At 41.0% G+C, this 17,461-nt stretch carries 12 protein-coding genes and 2 pseudogenes; 9 read left to right on the forward strand and 5 right to left on the reverse strand.

Annotation, left to right across the window (positions count from 1 at the left end):
- The 4 genes from MCQ_RS07685 to MCQ_RS07700 all read right to left on the reverse strand — a co-directional run.
- Positions 1-350 (reverse strand): SMI1/KNR4 family protein (locus tag MCQ_RS07685; RefSeq protein ID WP_006924607.1); only part of this gene is annotated, 350 nt, incomplete at its 3' end.
- Positions 351-370: 20 nt separating this feature from the next.
- A complete protein-coding gene (locus MCQ_RS07690; RefSeq protein WP_006924608.1) occupies positions 371-8,116 on the reverse strand; it encodes a two-partner secretion domain-containing protein in 7,746 nt (2,581 codons plus the stop codon).
- A gap of 91 nt (positions 8,117-8,207) precedes the next feature.
- Entirely contained in the window at positions 8,208-9,971 is a 1,764-nt protein-coding gene (locus MCQ_RS07695) for a ShlB/FhaC/HecB family hemolysin secretion/activation protein (RefSeq protein ID WP_006924609.1), read from the reverse strand.
- Positions 9,971-10,153, reverse strand: coding sequence for a hypothetical protein (locus MCQ_RS07700; RefSeq protein WP_006924610.1), 183 nt, complete (start codon positions 10,151-10,153; stop codon positions 9,971-9,973). Before MCQ_RS07700 ends, MCQ_RS07695 begins: the two co-directional genes overlap by 1 nt.
- A 234-nt stretch (positions 10,154-10,387) precedes the next feature.
- Between MCQ_RS07700 and MCQ_RS09240 the strand changes: the two are divergent.
- The 5 genes and pseudogenes from MCQ_RS09240 to MCQ_RS07720 form a co-directional block, all read left to right on the forward strand.
- Positions 10,388-11,063 (forward strand): annotated as a pseudogene (locus MCQ_RS09240) (type ISP restriction/modification enzyme); the annotation flags it as partial.
- A gap of 1,003 nt (positions 11,064-12,066) precedes the next feature.
- On the forward strand, positions 12,067-12,702 hold the full coding sequence (locus MCQ_RS07710; protein WP_006924612.1) for an LbetaH domain-containing protein: 636 nt from the start codon (positions 12,067-12,069) through the stop codon (positions 12,700-12,702).
- An 81-nt stretch (positions 12,703-12,783) separates the two neighbouring features.
- A complete protein-coding gene (locus tag MCQ_RS09245) occupies positions 12,784-12,960 on the forward strand; it encodes a hypothetical protein (RefSeq protein ID WP_006924613.1) in 177 nt (58 codons plus the stop codon).
- A 609-nt stretch (positions 12,961-13,569) separates the two neighbouring features.
- A complete protein-coding gene (locus MCQ_RS07715; protein WP_006924614.1) occupies positions 13,570-13,881 on the forward strand; it encodes a type II toxin-antitoxin system RelE/ParE family toxin in 312 nt (103 codons plus the stop codon).
- Positions 13,862-14,143 carry an addiction module antidote protein gene (locus MCQ_RS07720; protein WP_006924615.1) on the forward strand — a complete coding sequence of 94 codons (282 nt, stop codon included), beginning with the start codon at positions 13,862-13,864 and terminating at the stop codon, positions 14,141-14,143. The genes MCQ_RS07715 and MCQ_RS07720 overlap by 20 nt, the downstream gene beginning before the upstream one ends.
- Here MCQ_RS07720 and MCQ_RS07725 read toward each other — a convergent pair whose 3' ends face one another.
- Entirely contained in the window at positions 14,144-14,482 is a 339-nt protein-coding gene (locus tag MCQ_RS07725) for a hypothetical protein (RefSeq protein WP_181461094.1), read from the reverse strand.
- 119 nt (positions 14,483-14,601) lie between these two features.
- Between MCQ_RS07725 and MCQ_RS07730 the strand changes: the two genes are divergently transcribed.
- From MCQ_RS07730 to MCQ_RS07750, 4 genes and pseudogenes are all read left to right on the forward strand, one after another.
- Positions 14,602-14,985: an LbetaH domain-containing protein gene (locus tag MCQ_RS07730; RefSeq protein ID WP_006924617.1), complete on the forward strand. Its 384-nt coding sequence runs from the start codon at positions 14,602-14,604 to the stop codon at positions 14,983-14,985.
- Between the two features lie 120 nt (positions 14,986-15,105).
- Positions 15,106-15,863, forward strand: a pseudogene (gene bet, locus MCQ_RS07735) (phage recombination protein Bet); the annotation flags it as partial.
- A 280-nt stretch (positions 15,864-16,143) separates the two neighbouring features.
- Positions 16,144-16,362 carry a hypothetical protein gene (locus tag MCQ_RS07745; RefSeq protein WP_006924621.1) on the forward strand — a complete coding sequence of 73 codons (219 nt, stop codon included), beginning with the start codon at positions 16,144-16,146 and terminating at the stop codon, positions 16,360-16,362.
- A 7-nt stretch (positions 16,363-16,369) separates the two neighbouring features.
- The gene (locus MCQ_RS07750; RefSeq protein ID WP_035008283.1) at positions 16,370-17,413 is read left to right on the forward strand and encodes a tyrosine-type recombinase/integrase; all 1,044 of its coding nucleotides are present in this window, start codon (positions 16,370-16,372) and stop codon (positions 17,411-17,413) included.
- The last annotated feature ends 48 nt before the right edge of the window (positions 17,414-17,461 follow it).

The following is a 17,461-nucleotide window of genomic DNA, read 5'->3' on the forward strand; positions in this document are numbered from 1 at the left end:
TGCGTATAATCAAAGTAAAAGGTTTCACCAAAATCAGTTCTGCTAACAACAAGTTGCTGTGGTTTTGCTAAACCATTTTTTATATCTGTTAAGTGATAATAAACAATATCACCAGCAGGATTATCTTCAAAACTTGCCTTATAAATGCTAAAAATTTCCTCATAACCAATTTCTCCTCCTTTATAATTTTTTAAAAAACCTTTATAAGAAATTGTAAACTGCAAGCCGAGAATTTCTTCAGCCTCTTTAATCCGTACATCGCTAACTGCATCCTCTGCAGTACCGAAATTTATGATATCACTATATTTATCCACTAATTGTGCAACATCAGTTAAAGTATAAGTCTTCATAATTTGTTCTCCATAAATTGTTATTTTTTAGCTTCTATATTTTTCTTTTCATAACCTTTAGCACGTTCTTTCCAGTACTCCATCCTCCATCTATCGAAAATATCTCTATCAATAGCTGATCCCATTGTATTAGGATTAATATGAATAGCAGCAGTATTTTTTTTATGAAACTTATTGGTAACCTCTGCTATGGGACCATCATGTGTTTGCAGCATATGATGCAATTCAATGGGTCTATTATCAGCATCAAGAGGAGCTCTTCCTGTTTTCATCCTCTCAATATTTGTACCTTTTACTTCTTTGCCGTTTACTGTCCAAGTAACAATTTTGTTAGGATCGAACAGATCTTCTCTCTGATAGACTTTGTTTTTCTGAGTAATTTTTTCTCCCTTGTTCGTTATTTCAAACTCAACCTCAATGGGATCTGTTGACCAGAATTTTCTTTCCTGCCCAAAATATTGAGTTGCAACAACTTCATCGCTCATCTTTCCTAGCGATTGAGCAACTTCCTTTCCTGCTTTTGCAATGTTTTTTTCAGCCTTAACAGAAAGTTTAGCAAGAGTTTTTTCGGTAAGCTTGCCAATAAGCTTCGCACCACCCTTAGCTACACCAGCACCTCCCGCCACTAGGGATGCTGCATCGGTTAATAATTTTCCAAGTTCAAGTCCAGCATGAAACGATCCGCTAATTCCCGCTCTTTGATATTCCTCCTCTAGATAATTAATACGCTCTAGATAAGACTGCTTTATTGTTTCTGTAACATTTCCACTCGTCACTAACTCTTTAAGCGCTTCCAATGTCTCTATGGGATGGCGCACCATTTGCCAAAAATCTTTACCCGTATCGTATAATGCAGCTGGTATACCAGCGATCACACCTATCGAAAAAAACGTATCTTGTTGATCACCAATCTCGAGCCATTTTTCGTTAACATCTCTTCGACACCACTTATCAGAACATTCCTCTAACTCTTTCTTCTTCTGAGCTTGTTGAGCGCTGCTGAGGTAGTTGTTTTCCGCAGCATTTCCAGCGGCATCCGCGCCAGCATTGACATCACCCCCAGCAAGGGCAGTGGCAAGGCCGCCAGCAGCCCGTGCAACATTAATGGTGTGTTCTCTAAAGTCCGCAAACTGAGCATCAATTCTTGCCGTGATGCGGGCTTGCTCTTCCGGAGTGGGTGTGCGACCGTTTAGATCCCCCATTTCCTCTTTCACAATGCCTTGCACCCACAATTGAAACTGGAGCATAGCTGTGGCTTCGCCCACAGCCCCGCCGATAGCACCGGCAGAACAAGCGCCGCTCGCAACAGCACCTTTTAAGCAGCCAAGACCAGCATGGGCAACGATTTGTGTGACCGTGTCTATTTTGCCTTCAGCCTTGGCGGTACCGATTTCTTCCGCCAATGATTTGCCAACCGTATCAGACAGGGCGATGCGCAGATTGGTAATAAAGTTTTTATCAAGAGAGCCGCCCTCAAGAGCCGTTTGCACGCCTGTGCTAATGGCGGCTTTGATCAGGTTCTTTTCCGCTTCACGGGCGATACGATCAACAAAAGGAGCGGTTTTTGGCAAAGATTGTCCAACACCAGCCATTTCTGTTATTTGACTGGTCAGACCTGCTGTTAACATCGACGAAACAATGCTGAGAACAGTCTTGGAAGAGCCAAGCTCATGCAATGCCGCAGCAATATCACCACGATTATTGATAAGCGCCACAGCGCTTTTGTTAATCAGTGCTTGGACACCTGCCTGTATCGCCGCATTCATGGCTGTGCTCGAGCCAACCCCTAAAGCACCGGTAATAGCACCGGCAGCTGTGGAAGCTGCTCCGCCCGTGGCGGCTGTGACAGCCAATGCCACGAGAGCCGCACCGGCTTCTGTTAATCCTTGGGCTTTATAATTCCAGTCTTTAAACTCAGCTCGAACTGCTTGCCAATCCACTTGCTTGGATAGTTCTGGATCATCACGCAATTGCTTAATCCATGACAATCCTGGAGAGTGTGACAATTGCTCAAGAGATTGGTCTAAATCACCGGTTGCCTCATATTCAACAACAATGCCATTGCCCGCATCAATTTTCATGCCACCCTTAGCATCTATGGTCACATGCTCGATGGTCTCCTTAAGGTAACCTTTGTCGCTCTCACTCCACCACACAAGGTTTTCGTTACGCTGATAAGTGTCCTTAAAATCTTGATCCTTGTTGGTGAAGAGCTGGACCTTCCCCTCATCTGACGCAAGATGCATCTGACCACCACTTGAGAGCCCTGCCGCACCAAGGATGAGATCCCCTTTTTGCGCATGCATGGAGAGATCTTTGCTAAAATCCACCGTGCTTTTGTTTGTGGTGACTTCATTTGATTGTTGACGAAACTTATTCTTTTGCTTCGATTTGTCGCCTTCTTTGCCCCTAAGATCCAAATCAGAACTGCTAAAGCTTTGCACCGAAGTCAGCGTGAGAGCACCACCACTGATGAGATTCCCATCGCCCTTTCCTTTAACCTTAGCCCCATCCATGGTGAGAGTGCCATTCGTAACAATGTTAAGATCATCCCCACTGTTAACTTCACTCAAACGGTGCTCACGGCTTTGGGCGTTATAATGCCCTTTTTCCAATGTCTGCGCATGTTCACTCTCTAGCTCTAACGCGCTAAAGTTAGCAGAACCATCGACAATCATCGTCATTGGACCGTCGCTGGTGAATTCCCCACCCTCTGCACCAAGATCACCAAGGGAGTGAATGTTTAATTCATGATCAGAGAGAATTTGTCCCTTCTGCACAGCCCGATCAGCAAAACCATATTCATTTGTCTCACGGATTTTTGCCGTGCTATTGACAATAGTATTACCCGTCATGGTAACCGTATCACCATGAATAACACCGGAAGAATTGGCTAAAAGACCCCCACTGGTGAGCTCTACAGCTCCGGTAGCATCCAAAAAACCACCGTTATTGAACAAAGTTTGTGTGGTCGTCACCTGCAGTGCAACCTCACTCAACACAGCACCGCTATTGGTCAGACGGTCCGCATTTAAGCTGATCCCATTCCCTTTCAAACGCGCACTGGCTAAATCCCCTTGCGATCCTTGTGCATTGTTTATCCCTTGTTCTGAAGAGGACGTTTGCGCTAAATAAACGTGGGGTACCAAGACCTCTTGTCCGTCGACAAGGTGTATCTCAAGCCAGATCATATCCTTTTTGATCCCAGCAATCTGCTGAGGCGTTAAGGGCTTGCCTAGCTCTAATCCCAAAGGACCTTGCTGCTCCACAGCATTGTCGTAGAGCCTTTGCATTTGAGCGTTAGGATCTTCACCATCAAGAAGAGTGCGATTGCCCGTCAGTTCAAAGATTTGCTCCCCGACCAGACGATATTCAAAATAAGCATCCCCCAACCTTTTGAACACTTGCTCAGGCTTATAATTGCCAATCTTTTTTAAGTAATAGTCCGAACCTAAAAATTTACTTGGATTGATAAAATCTGGACGCGTCTCAATGAAAAACGGCACATCCGGTGATTGTGTACCTGCCAATTCTGTCTTAACAGAGCCAAGCCCATCTTGCGTTGGCAGCTGTATAGATTCTGGTGTTGGTGTTTTTGTGCTTGGTGCAAAAAGTGCTTTGTGCTCCGTCAAACCATTGATAATGCCGTCTAATCGATCATTGCTGATCAACGGTTTAAAGCCATCAACGTCGGTATTTTTAACGCCAGTCAAGCTTTTATTGCCAGAGCTTAAGCCAATTTGACCGGCTCCCTCACGCACCGCATGATTGTCTAGAATTTCTGTAACCTTGACATCAAGAGTGCCACCCGCTTCAATCGTGCCATAAACCGCATCATAGGTACGTGTGATTTTATCGAAAAAGGTAGGACCATCCCATTCTGCATCTGCACCGTTTATACATGCTGGATTTGTGAGACTACATTGCTTATGTCTGTAGCGTGTTTCAGTTACAATCTTGGTTGTTTCGATTAAATCGCGCCCCTCATTGAGCAGCGTATCGCACTGCATCTCAATATTGCCATTGGCAGCAATCAAGCTATAGCTGTTACGGATATCGCCAGCATGAACCGTGAGATGGCGCCCTGCCAAAATCTGTGCTGCGTTATTGGTAAAATGAGGCTGCTGACGAATGATCGCGGTGTCGATATTTTTCTTTATCTTTTGGTGATCAACGTTGGTTTTTTCCCAATCCCCTCGCACGTAACTGTGACCAACCACCTTATCAGTCACTTCAACCCCACCTTCACGCATATTGGTGAGTGAAGAGACATCGAAGATCATATCACCGGAGACAGCTTCTAAAAGACCCGAACTGTTGATGACATGACCAGCCCGCTCTCCACTAAACCCGTGAATGGTTAAATTGTCTTCAGCAATGACATCGCCATGCTGATTAAGAAAAGAGCCATCTAAGGAGAGTGTTGCGGATTTCTGAGCATAAATCAGTCCGCTATTGCTCATATCCCCCGTTACATTGAGTGCAACCCCATCATCACTCGAACCAATACTACCGGCATTGTCCAAAACATCCGCGGTTAAAACAAAAGCGCCACCACTTTTGATAACCCCACCTTGTGCATTGAAAACCAAAGCAACTTGCTCCAGCAACGGATCATGATTTGCTGCTACAAGTGTAAAACTGTCACTGGCTAAAAGCTGTCCAAAATTTGCTAAAGAACCAAGATCCGCATCAACAACACTGCCCACTATGGTGCCGTGATTGCTTAAAACACCATGGCTATTGAGAGTAAGTTCTCCGCCTTGTGCTTCTATAAGCCCAGCTTGGTTAAGAGTGCCTGCCTTCAATGCCACATCATAAGCAGCAACCTCGCTTGTCTCACCCAGCGTCAAGGTACCATCGGTTGAAAGCTCTATCCGCTTTTGCGAAACAATACGCCCTGTTTGGTTCAAAGTGTTTTGCGCACGCAAAGCAATAGTGCCATTGCTTGCTATCGTACCGCTATTGGTTATATCACCGTGGCTTTCGAGAGTAAGTTCCTCACCTTGCGCTTCTATAAGCCCAGCTTGGTTAAGAGTACCTGCCTTCAATGCCACATCATAGCCGCCAACTTGGCTTGTCTCACCCAGCGTCAAGGTACCATCGGTTGAAAGCTCTATCCGCTTTTGCGAAACAATACGCCCTGTTTGGTTTAGAGTGTTTTGTGCACTTACAGTGATTGCACTATTGCTTGCAAGCATACCGCTATTGGTTAAATCACCATGGCTGGTCAGTTGAAGATCACCACTGTCGCTCTCAATATATCCAGCCTGATGAATACTGTCCGCAACAACATTGACTACTCCTTGCGTAGAGAGCAAACTGTCGATATTCTCAAAAGCGCCAACATCTATCAGCAAGCCACCACGTGCTAAAATGTAAGCTGTCCCCTCATGGAGTGTGGCATCCTGTTGTTCCTGCAACGATGTGTCTTGTTGTCCTGTATCTGTTGTCTCTGCGCCTTTATTGGTTAAAGACGCTGCTACAAGCTTCATCTCGCCGGTAAGACTCTTCAAAACACCCGCTTCATTGAGCACATGCCCAGCACGTTCCCTCTTCAGCCCACCTATAGTCAAATTCTCTTCGGCAATAATCTCGCCATGTTTATTGCTCAGAGCACCATCTAAGGACAATGCCATAGATTTTTTGGCGTAAATCAGCCCGCTATTGTTGACATCTCCTGCCACATTGAGAGCAACGCTCTCACCACTAGAACCAAGGGCACCGGCATTGTCTAATTGTCCTACTGACAAGACAAAAATGCCGCCACTTTGAAGTACCCCTTCGGATGTATTCTCAAGAAAGGCTTGTTGTGGATCGGCGCCTTTTTGTGCACTTACCATCAGATGCAAATCACCGGTTGCAATAAACATACCTTGATTTGTAAATGCACCAGCATGAGCATTGATGCTTTCACCACGCATTGTGCCGCTATTTATGACCCCATTACGCACCTGAAAGGTTAATGCTCCTTCTTGTGCTTCCACAGTCCCCGCTTGGGTTAAAGCATCAGCACTCAAAACTAAGTCATGACCTAAAAGCATACTGTCTGTGCTGGTTATAAGCATGCCCCCGGCTGTCAACGCAGCCTTCTGCACACTGACAATCTCACCTTTGTGACTCAATGCACCATGAGCATTCAGTGTGATCTCTCCATTGGAAAAAACACTGCCTTCTTGAACAAGATCACCGCTATGAGCATAAAGGTCAATTTTTTGCTCTGCCACTAAGTCGGCACGCGATGATACCTCTGCTGCTTCCACCAAAAGAAAGCCGCCGGCGCTATAATGGCCTGCACCTACAGTAAGCGCATCATCGGCTTTTAGAACAATATTCCCCTTGGCACCAATATGGTTGTTTAAAGCGCTGATTTGGTTGGTGTCAATTATCAAATCGCCAAGAGAAGAGACCCCTGTTTGATCATTGTCTTGCATACGGCTTAGAACAATTTTTGCTGCTTGGATCTCTAAAAGATCACCAGCTGCTATCCGCCCATCCCCCGCCTCAAGCTTCGCTACCTGTAAATGCAAAGAACCCGTCGCTGACTGTTGACCATCACTCCCAATACCGCTTGCTAAAAGAGCATGAGACTGGAGCTTGATCACATCGGCGCGCACATTAACAGTACCGCTTGCCGCAACGCGAGCATGCTCAGCCAATTCAACATGCTTCAAAGCCTTCAGTTCAACCGCTTCTTCTGAAAAAAGCAGATCTTTCACATGCACACTGTCGTGATGAGAATGAGCCTTCACTACTCCTTTGGCACGTGCTTTGGCAAGCACCAGCTTGCCATCACTTGTCAACCTCATGGCGCCTGCATTGGCAACCATGTTGCCAAGCATCTTAACGCCAGCGCCTTTATCATTGGCAAGCACGCGGATCTGCCCTGCATACATTCCACCAAACTCACTGGAATCAATCGCCAATTCCGGCTCTTTGCCATCAGAACCAAGAGAAGTTGCTTCCCGCTTGTGATAATTAAAATGATTATGACCAGCAACAACAGCCAATTCCCCTTTGACTTGAATGGGACCTGCCACACTGATCTTGCGCGAAATAAGATCAAAAATATCCACTGTGCGCCCATCAGCCCCACGAACACCTATGGTGATGTTGCCGCCTTCAACGCGTAAACCACTCAAAGCACCATCGGATCCAATGATCGGCTGTCCGGTTGATAAAGTCACCCGTGGTGTATTGATAAAACCACAACCGTTACACGTGATCCCATTGGGATTGGCGATAATAACATCAGCCATATGCCCATGTACTTCGCTCACGCCTTCAAGACGCGAGCGATTGGCACTCACCACTTCATTAAGAATAACCTTTGCTGCACCGGTATTACGTAAATTGCCATTTCCAGGCACCAATCCCCCAAGCTGTGAACGCGAAACCTCCTGGGTCGAATTGTTCAAAATCACACCATGGATATCAACATTGAAATTGTCATATTTGTTATGAGAAAGACCTTGTCCATTGGGGCGAACAATATCAATCAGCGGCACACCATTGCCTACTGCTCCCACCGTTGGACGGAAAACAGAGCCAACCCCATCAGCTGCTTTAATCCCTTGAGACACTTGTGTAACAGGACTTTGCGCTCCAAGCGCTTGCGCTTGCAATAACAAAGGCTGAAAGGCCAAGCAAAAACTTAAAACTAGCGAAAGCCCCTTCTGTGCCCCTCGCTGCAAAAGTCCCATGGCGCGCCATCCTGATTTGCGTCCATATCCCAATTTATGCTTTTGATCTCTCAATCCCCGCATCTTTTACTCCTCAAAAATCTTCTATCTCTTTGTAAAAAATGACCCTCAATGGGTATAAACAGCGAAGCGATATTTTTACCGCCTCTTTACCCTAAAACCTTAACAGAGCCCGCATTTGAAAAACCCCTGTTGCGTTGTCCTTCTCTCTTGGTGTCGATTGGATCAAAATATTTGAATAGGACAGATCCATATCCAAAATCTCTCCAGTTGCATGAAAACCTAGAGTTGCCCCAACGAGGCTACCGCCAAAACTGTTTTTACTTGCATCATTGGCGGCGCTGCCTAAATCAAGCGCTACATAAGGGGCAAATTGTCTCATAAATTTACGTCCCCTTTGCGAAGAAAAACCCGGCAATAACAGCGACAATTCATTGCGCCAAAACATGGCATTATTGCCATAATAAATCGCCTCACGCACCCCGCGCACAGATGAACTACCACCAAGCGACATTTGCTCTGAACTAAACAACGTATCGGGTGATAATTGTCCTGAAAACAGCGTGTTATAGCGGAAATTAAACTGATGTAGAGAAAAGGGACGCACATAGCCTAGGGAAAAAGACAATTTAGAAAATTGCCCTTTGGGTGCATTTTTTGTTGAAGTTTCTTGAGCTTTATCATCATAAGCACCCAAAATTGCCAATCCCTTATGAAACCCTATATGAGCACTTAATTCTCCTCCCAGCCACTTGCGCGAATGATCAAGCTCAAAGGTGGCAATAGCAAGTTTACGACTGGTGACATCAACCTTGCTGCCCATAATAAAATTATCAGAATATTTCCATGTTAACCGTCCTGTAAGCCATGTCTTCCCCTCTTGATCACGGTCGATAACCCGTGAAATCCATGGTGTAAGCGATAAAGACTTGCCCGATGTTAAAATGTCAGAAAATATTCCCTTAATACTCGAATGATATTGGCTCCATGTGCCATCAAAACCCGTTGTCCAAGTGCCATAGGGAAGAGAAAAAGAGCCCGTTACCGTACCACTATTGGGACGATTTTGGGAGAAGTGATATGGTCCACCATCCATGGAACGCTGATAGCTGAAGGACCATTGATCATTGGAACCTAACAGATCATCAAAAGAAAGGCTCACGCGCGTTTGGTAAAGTCCTGTCGCTTTAGCGCCAAGATTATCACTGGAAAAACTGAGAAGCCAAGGTTTTTGTTTTTCAATATGAACATCGAGTATGGAACCACCCGAATTGCCACCAGCACCAAGATTTATGGTGGCTTGGCGTGAAAAAAGCCGATTGATTTGATCAAGACCTTGCTCTATCGAGCGTAGATTGACCGGTTTCCCAATAAGATTTGGAAAAGCCGTGATGATTTCTTCTTGAAATCTCCTCTCAACTTTATGCCCATCAAGGATAATATCTTCTATCACACCTTCAACGACAACAATCTTGAGATGACCGCCGCTTAAATCTTGCTCGGGTAAATAAGCCCGCACCGCAATATAGCCACGCTTCATATAAAGCTTAGTCACTGCTTTGAGCACTTTGTTGATTTCGGCAATACCAAGACACCGCCCTTCCCAAAGAGAAATGGCATCATGAAGGTCAGCGTGAGAAATTAACTGAGCGCCAACAAATTCAATGCTTTTGATCAGCAAACAGGTTTTTCCTGTTGAAGTACCATAGAGAGCTGTGGAGTCATCATCCGGCAAAGATATCCCAGGCATTTCTTTCCTACGGTGTAATTGCTGAAAACGTTGTTGTTGTGTTTGTTGTCGTTGGATGCTCTCTGATTGATTAATTGCTTTCTCACGAATGTTTTGTGCAAAAAGCGGTAAAGAAAAAAAGCACAAAAAAGCCGTGACAAGCACAAAAGAAAATGAAGAACAACGCATTAATTTCTGCTCTCAAAATGAGAAGCAAAACAAAACGCCTTATCATCTCCAAAAGGAAAATAACGAACCGCGTAACAATCTTTTAATTTTTTGATGAGAGCATTGTTTTTAGAACCGACGTAAAGAGCATAAAACGCATTGACCGCACCATATATACCCGCTTTATTGGTTGCGTAAGTCATAATATCCCCCCCCACTTCTGAAGATGCTCATTCACCTGTTAAAGTGTAATCTTATACACTGCGCACTCTTTATCCGAGGCGCAGCATATAAAGCTATTTTGAGAATAAAGAAAGACTTTAATGCACAGAATATACCAAATTTATTGGAACTGTTACATATTAGAAACAATAAGAAGCTATCCATTTTTACTATAATCTGATAAGAAAAACCATCACAACTATCGTCTATTTACGACAGAAGCAAAAAAGCAAGTTCGTGATGGTATTACTGATGCGGAGTTAAATAAATTACAGTCTGCTTATCTTGATAAGAACATAATTAAAGAAGATATCTTTTATTATGTTTACGGGCTTTTGCATTTGGAAGATTATCGTGCGCGTTATGCTGATAAACTCTCTAAAGAGCTCCCTCGCATCCCTTGCGTAAAGAGTGCTGAGAATTTTTGGATATTTGTTACTGCGGAACGTGAATTGGGCAATTTGCACGTCAATTATGAAACTGTAGAGCCTTATCCTGTTACCTTTAAAAAAGGTAATCCTAAACTTACAGATATCTCTAATCCTGAGAAATTCTATTATGTTACAGAAATGAAATTTGCTGGGAATAGTAAGAAAAAAGATAAATCTACTGTTATTTACAACCGTAATATCACAATGACAGATATACCTAAGGAAGCTTATAACTATATCGTCAATGGTAAACCCGCTCTTGAATGGGTTATGGGGCGTCAATGTGTAAAGACTGATAAAAAGAGTGGCATTGTTAATGATGCCAATTGCTATGCTGTTGAAACTATTGGCAACCCTGCTTATCCATTGGAATTGTTTCAAAGGGTTTATTACCGTAAGTTTAGAAATAATGAAGATTGTTAAGAACCTCCCAAAATTGGAAATAAGAGAAACTGAATAGACTTAAGAAAGCATGCTCACATTTCACATGATGGATATGCACATCTTACAAGGGGTATAGACATATAACTGTAATCTATACCTCTCTTGTTAAGTTGATTATGTACAATCTTAAAAGGAACCATTTACCATGCGCTATTCTAAAAAAGAGGCTTTGCACCTTTAACACACTCATTTGGATTGCTTTAAGACTTTTAAGAAACCCCATCTTAAACAGAATGAGATTTTTTACATTGCCTTTAAAAGCTTAACTCGCAATCTAAAATGATAGCATTATACTTTTCAAAAACTCTCTTTAAAGAGAATTGTGAATACTTATATTACTTTACGCTTTTAATTCCCTAATTTTTGAAAAAAATATAAACACCCCCCTACAAAACATATATTACATGTTGTATTTATAGGGTGCATTTAATATAGGTTGTTTACATTAGAGACCCTTAATAAACAAAATTCACAAAAAAATTAAAATTCATTTAGTAAAAAAACTGATAGGTTATAAAGATAAAAATACGCATTATGAGAGCGTTTTTAAATATCATAAATGTTATAGATTCAAAACATAACGTAATCGTTTTATAAAGCCTATAATATAGATTTAAAATCATATAAATATAAAAGAATAAATTGATAAGAATAAGATATTATCTATACATAATGTATTAAAAAATATCAAAAAAATAAAATAATAATTGATAATAAATACGTATTTTATTATATAAATGATCAAGTACTGAAAACACTTAAACATCAAGCGGGTAGATTACGAAACAATCTTTCCCATATCAAAAAACTGACTATCTTTTATGCTGTGATTAGCATATATGGAAATTTTGTCGGGTGTGGTCATGCTATACAAAACCCTATGGGGAAGGCGTGCCGACGGACTTGATGCCGTGTTTTCAACACCCGGCGCCTTTATAGGTTGTCAATTGAAAACAATATTAACATCAAGGTTTTAATTATGAAAAATACAGTAAAAAACACCCCCGTTATCTCTTCCATTGCAAATAAAACCGCCCCTGTTAATCAACAAGAGCCTGCAAAAATACGAATTTACCAATGAAAGATTCACTTTTGATGGTCTTACTTTACACCGTATACGTGCTCTAAGAGATTTTGATGATGTTAAGGCGGGGGACCTCGATGGTTTTATTCAATATGAAAGTAACTTATCCCATGATGGCAATTGCTGGGTCTATGATAATGCCGCGGTTCTTTTCAATGCAACTGTTTATGAAAATGCTAAAATCTATAATGATGCGAAAATCTTTAGAGGTGCCAAGGTATATGGCAATGCTATCGTTAATGGCAAGGCATTGGTTTTTGATACAACCGCTCATATTTATAATAATGCAAAAATTCATGATAACGCTAGGGTTTGTGGGCATGTTTATGGTAATGCCCATGTTTTTTGTAATGCCTGGATTAAGGATTATGCAAGTATCTATGGGAATGCCAAGGTTTCTGGCTCGGCTCGTGTTGGTTGCTTTGTAAGGATTTATGATCATGCCCATGTCTATGGCAAATCAAATATTGATCATCATGTGCAAATTTATGGCAATGCTGTTGTGAATAGCCGTGCAAAAATTCGTGATGATATTTGTGGTAATAACCAGTCACTAAAAGACGCTGCTTAAATAACGCGTGGGCGCCGCGGGGGCGCCCTTTTTTAAACATCTCATTTAAAAATTTAAATCTCTTTATAAAGAAATTGTGCTATGCAAAAGAAGTTTGCACTCACAAATGAAACGCGTGTATTTGGTAATCATACCCTTTATCGCATCCAAGCATTAAAAGATTTTGCTGATATCAAAGCAGGTACCTTAGGCGGCTTTATTGAAAAGGAAGATAACCTCTCTCATAAAACAATAAACAACCGATTTTATCAAACGTAAGGCTTTAAAAACTGTTATAAACATCAGTTTCAAACGTTTAAACGTGCATTTAGAAAATGCTTTCATAAGCGTATTTTCATTAATTTTATGTTTTTATCATGTGATAACAATCCAATCTTTAAAACAAGATGTGATCTTTAAACGTATGTTATCGATAATTCCAAACAATTAAATTTTAAAACAATGTAATTTGTGCTGTGATAAAAACGTATCATAAATTTATAAACTGTTATGAATGATATCTGCTTTTCATTTTATTTGAATGCTCCCATACGTTATAATATTCGCATCATGATTTGCTTTTTATGATCTGTTTATAGATAGCAATTGTTTATAAAAAATAGTCAAATAAATCATGCATAAAAATGTGGATTCTTATAAAATAATTCCACTCAACTCATTGATTTTATTGTATTTTTTAGTATTATATCTTATATAACCGACACAAGGTGGGCAAATGTTCCTCTGTGGCGAAAAACATCTTGGCGATCTCGTGTCGGTCCTCCCGTCTTTATTGTGATATAATGACGCGACATCCTAAAGCCTTTCCGTGATACAAAAATTATAAACTAACTTGACATTACACATCATGTGCACTATAGTACTCAGATGGTAACGATAATAAAAACAACAGATGAATTCGATGAATGGTTAGAAAAGCTTAAAGACAGAAAAGCTGCCAATATAATTCTTACAAGACTTCATAGAATTCGTTCAGGGCTTTTGGGTGATGCGAAGTTTTTTAATGGTATAGGTGAATTGCGTATCCACTATGGTGCTGGATATCGAGTTTATTTCACAAAAAAAGGCAATAAAATCATTATATTGCTTTGTGGTGGTGACAAATCCACACAATCCAAAGATATTCAAAAAGCCTTATCTCTTTTGGAGGACCTTAAAAATGAAATTGAAAACCTTTAATTTTGAAAAACACCTCACAACACCAGAATCTCAAGAAATCTTTTTAAATGAAGCCTTCAAAACTGGTGATGCTGCACATATAGCTGATGCCCTTGGGATCGTTGCTAGAGCCCAAAATATGAGTGCTTTAGCAAAAAAAACGAACCGTGAACGCAGCGGTTTATATCGCTCCTTAAGCAAGACTGGTGACCCTAGACTTTCTACTTTAGTCGCTGTGCTCTCTGCTCTTAATCTGCAATTAAGCGTACAATCTTCTTCTTGATCAGTGATTAGTCACAAACTCAACAATCACCGTTGCCTGACCAGAAGCGACCTGTTTATCTAATTTTGCATAAAGAGTAAGCTCTTCATCATAAGGGACAAATTCTTTCTGATTGCTTATCGTGAGAGATTTTATGCCCTGTGTCCCAATATCTGCTTCACTAAAGTCTTGCACTTCAGTAGTGCTACCAAACTTTAACTTAGCTCCTGTAAAAGCTGTCTTAACGTACACTTTAATCGAAGTAATCAGTGCTGCGCAAGGCAAGGTTCCTATAGAGCAACTGTTGGGTTTATGATGATGCCATGGTTTTTGGCTATGCAAAAGTTTGTTATTTTGCAAATAGTTATGAAAATGCAAGTGTTCATTGTAATGCAGAAGTGTATGGTAACGCAATGATTTACGGAGCTTCAGAGGTTCGCGGAAACAGTATTATCACAACCGGCGAGAGGCGATAAATCATGGAAAAGAAATACGAGTTTACTGATGAAAAAATTGAAGTGGATGGTCGTACTCTGTACCGCATTCGTGCATTGAGAGACTTTGGAGATGTAAATGCGGGTGATTTGGGTGGTTTTATAGATCATGAGGGCAAATTAAGTCATAAAGGCAATTGTTGGGTTGGAGATCTTGCTGCTGTTTATGAGAATACGCAAGTTTATGATGATGCCAACATTTTCGGCGCAGCACATGTTTACGGAGATGCATGTATTTATGGCAGTGCAAGAGTTTACAATAATGCCGAAATTTATGACAAGGCGCGTATTTGTGGCAATGCACAAATTTACAAACATGCGTTTGTAGGCGGCAATCACATCATGTCAACTGGAGAAAAAACCAGATGAAAAATACGCATTACTAATCTTATAGTATCTCTATAAGCCGTTTCTAAACACACAAACAATCCTTTTAACACAAGCGTGATTCACGCCACGGGTGAATTGCGCGCAATGGAGGAAATCAAGATGACAAATTCCACCTTAACAAGAATGGCTAGTAAATACGGGTTCTCACATGAAGAATTTCGAAAAACAATTATCAAAACTTGTATTGGTTGCAACTTTTCTGATGAAGAGTTCGCTGCTTTTCTTTCTGTTGCCAACACTTATGGACTTAATCCTCTAACAAAAGAAATTTATGTATTTCCTAAAAAAGGCGGTGACATGATCCCTGTTGTTTCTATCGACGGTTGGATAAAGATTATCAAATCAAATCCTGACTTTGATGGCATGACCTTTCAAGATCAACTCGATAAGGATGGTAATCTCATTGCTATCAAATGTGCTATTCGTTTGAAAAACATTAAAGACCCGATAGAGGTTACTGAATATTTAGAAGAATGTAAGCAAGAAAAAGTGAACCTTGGAGCAAATATCCAGCACGCATGCTACGTCACAAAGCTACAATACAATGTGCTCGCTATGCTTTCAGGTTTTCAGGAATTTATGAAGAAGATGAAGCAGCACATATCAATGAGATAAGCCATAACACGCAAGAGCAAATGGTATCTCATGACATGATTATACAAATCAGACAATTAATAGAACAAACCCAAACTGAAGAAGCAAACGTTCTCTCTTTTGTTCAAGTTAAAAACCTCACAGACATGTCTCATAAGCAAGCACAAAGAGTTTTGGAGGTATTGGAAAAAAAGCAAAACATTCAAAGAGAAAACGCACAACAATCCTTACCATCACAAGAGAAAACAGATGTTTCGATACAAATAGACAGATTATATCAAATTTTCTTAGACAAAAAACGCATTGCAATCACCTGTTTTGAGGCTGATGTATGCATGTGTCATAGAGGAAGAATAGTAAACGCTCTTACAAAATTACAAGATTGGAAATACGAAATTCAGCACCTCTAAAAAATGGACCAGAAAATTTATTAAAACGTGAGATGTTTTCTTAACCCCTCCCAATTCCTCCCTCTCTAAAATTTTCAACACAAGCGCGATTCACGCCACGCGTAAATTGCATCTGAATGTAAGGAGAAAAGATATGGCACCTCGCCCTGCTACCATCACGCAACCAGCTATTGCTCGCGCTTTAAGAGAAGCAAAAAAACAAAGATGCGAATTAATAGAAATTAAGCCTACGGGCGAGCTCCTTATTTATCTCAAATCAGATATTCCAATACCAAATTCAATAGCGCATCCAGACAAATTATTCGATTTGTCAAAGAATGAATACTACGAAGATGCGCTCTCTAAGATGTGAAATTGCTATGCCTAAACCACGCCCCCCTCATCTTGTTAAACAAATTACCCAACATGGCAAAATTGTATGGTATGTACGCATTGGTCATGGGAAACGTATTAGAGTGCGTGGAACCTATGGAACGCAAGAGTTTGTTGACAACTACAAAAGTGCGCTTGCCGAATTACAAGGGATCATCCCTCCTAAACCTAAAGCAGGAAAATTTGTTGAAGGTTCGTTTGCATGGCTACTTAAACAGTATTTTAACAGCGTTCATTGGTATAATCTGGCTAAAAGTACGAAAAGACAAAGAGAACTCATCCTTATGAAGGTATGTGATACCATAGGAAACATCCCTTATAGAGAAATAAAGAAATCCCATATTACAGCGGGTGTTGAACGCCGCAAAGAAACGCCAACAGCTGCTCACAATTTTCTAAAAGCCCTTAATGGTCTTTTTAATTGGGCAATTGACCAAGGTCTTTTGGAAAGTAATCCAACAGTAGGAGTAAGAAGACCAACTTACAACAACAAAGATGGATTTGCTGTTTGGACAGAAGAAGATGTTGAAAAATATTATCAAAAATGGGCTATCAGAACACATGAACGCGTCTGGATTGATGTTCTTCTGTATACAGGCTTGCGTCGTGGTGATGCTGTCCGCATTGGTTGGAAAGATGTGAAAGATAATATCATTCATCTCAAAACAGAGAAAAGCAAATTTCAAACAGATGTTTTTCTGCCTATTTTACCAGAACTAGCAGAAACTCTGAAAATTGGTCCTATTGGAAATGAAACATTCATTTGCGGGAAAAACGGAAATAAGCTCGTTAAAGAAAGTTTTGGCAATCTATTTCGTGAAGCATGTAATGCAGCTGGAATAAAAAAATCGGCACACGGCTTAAGAAAATTAGCAGCAACGCGCGCTGCTAACTCAGGTGCAACGGTGTCACAACTCAAAGCAATTTTTGGTTGGACAGAAGATAAAATGGCATCTCTGTATACAAAGAGCGCAGACCGTAAAAGGCTAGCTCTTGAAGCTATAAAAAAGCTCCAAAAAAATGAGGGATAGACAAGAAAAAAATTAAAAGAATCAATGGAATCAAAATTCCTGAACTTT

It is taken from the genome of Candidatus Bartonella washoeensis Sb944nv (genome assembly GCF_000278135.1).
GTDB classification, from domain to species: Bacteria; Pseudomonadota; Alphaproteobacteria; order Rhizobiales; family Rhizobiaceae; genus Bartonella; species Bartonella washoeensis.

Excerpts from the sequence above, each read along its gene's own strand:
- MCQ_RS07690 (WP_006924608.1), bottom strand. The coding sequence starts at position 8,116 with ATGCGGGGATTGAGAGATCAAAAGCATAAATTGGGATATGGACGCAAA.
- MCQ_RS07695 (WP_006924609.1), bottom strand. The coding sequence starts at position 9,971 with ATGCGTTGTTCTTCATTTTCTTTTGTGCTTGTCACGGCTTTTTTGTGC.
- MCQ_RS07700 (WP_006924610.1), bottom strand. The coding sequence starts at position 10,153 with ATGACTTACGCAACCAATAAAGCGGGTATATATGGTGCGGTCAATGCG.
- MCQ_RS09245 (WP_006924613.1), top strand. The coding sequence starts at position 12,784 with ATGCAAAAGAAGTTTGCACTCACAAATGAAACGCGTGTATTTGGTAAT.
- MCQ_RS07715 (WP_006924614.1), top strand. The coding sequence starts at position 13,570 with ATGGTAACGATAATAAAAACAACAGATGAATTCGATGAATGGTTAGAA.
- MCQ_RS07720 (WP_006924615.1), top strand. The coding sequence starts at position 13,862 with ATGAAATTGAAAACCTTTAATTTTGAAAAACACCTCACAACACCAGAA.
- MCQ_RS07730 (WP_006924617.1), top strand. The coding sequence starts at position 14,602 with ATGGAAAAGAAATACGAGTTTACTGATGAAAAAATTGAAGTGGATGGT.
- MCQ_RS07745 (WP_006924621.1), top strand. The coding sequence starts at position 16,144 with ATGGCACCTCGCCCTGCTACCATCACGCAACCAGCTATTGCTCGCGCT.
- MCQ_RS07750 (WP_035008283.1), top strand. The coding sequence starts at position 16,370 with ATGCCTAAACCACGCCCCCCTCATCTTGTTAAACAAATTACCCAACAT.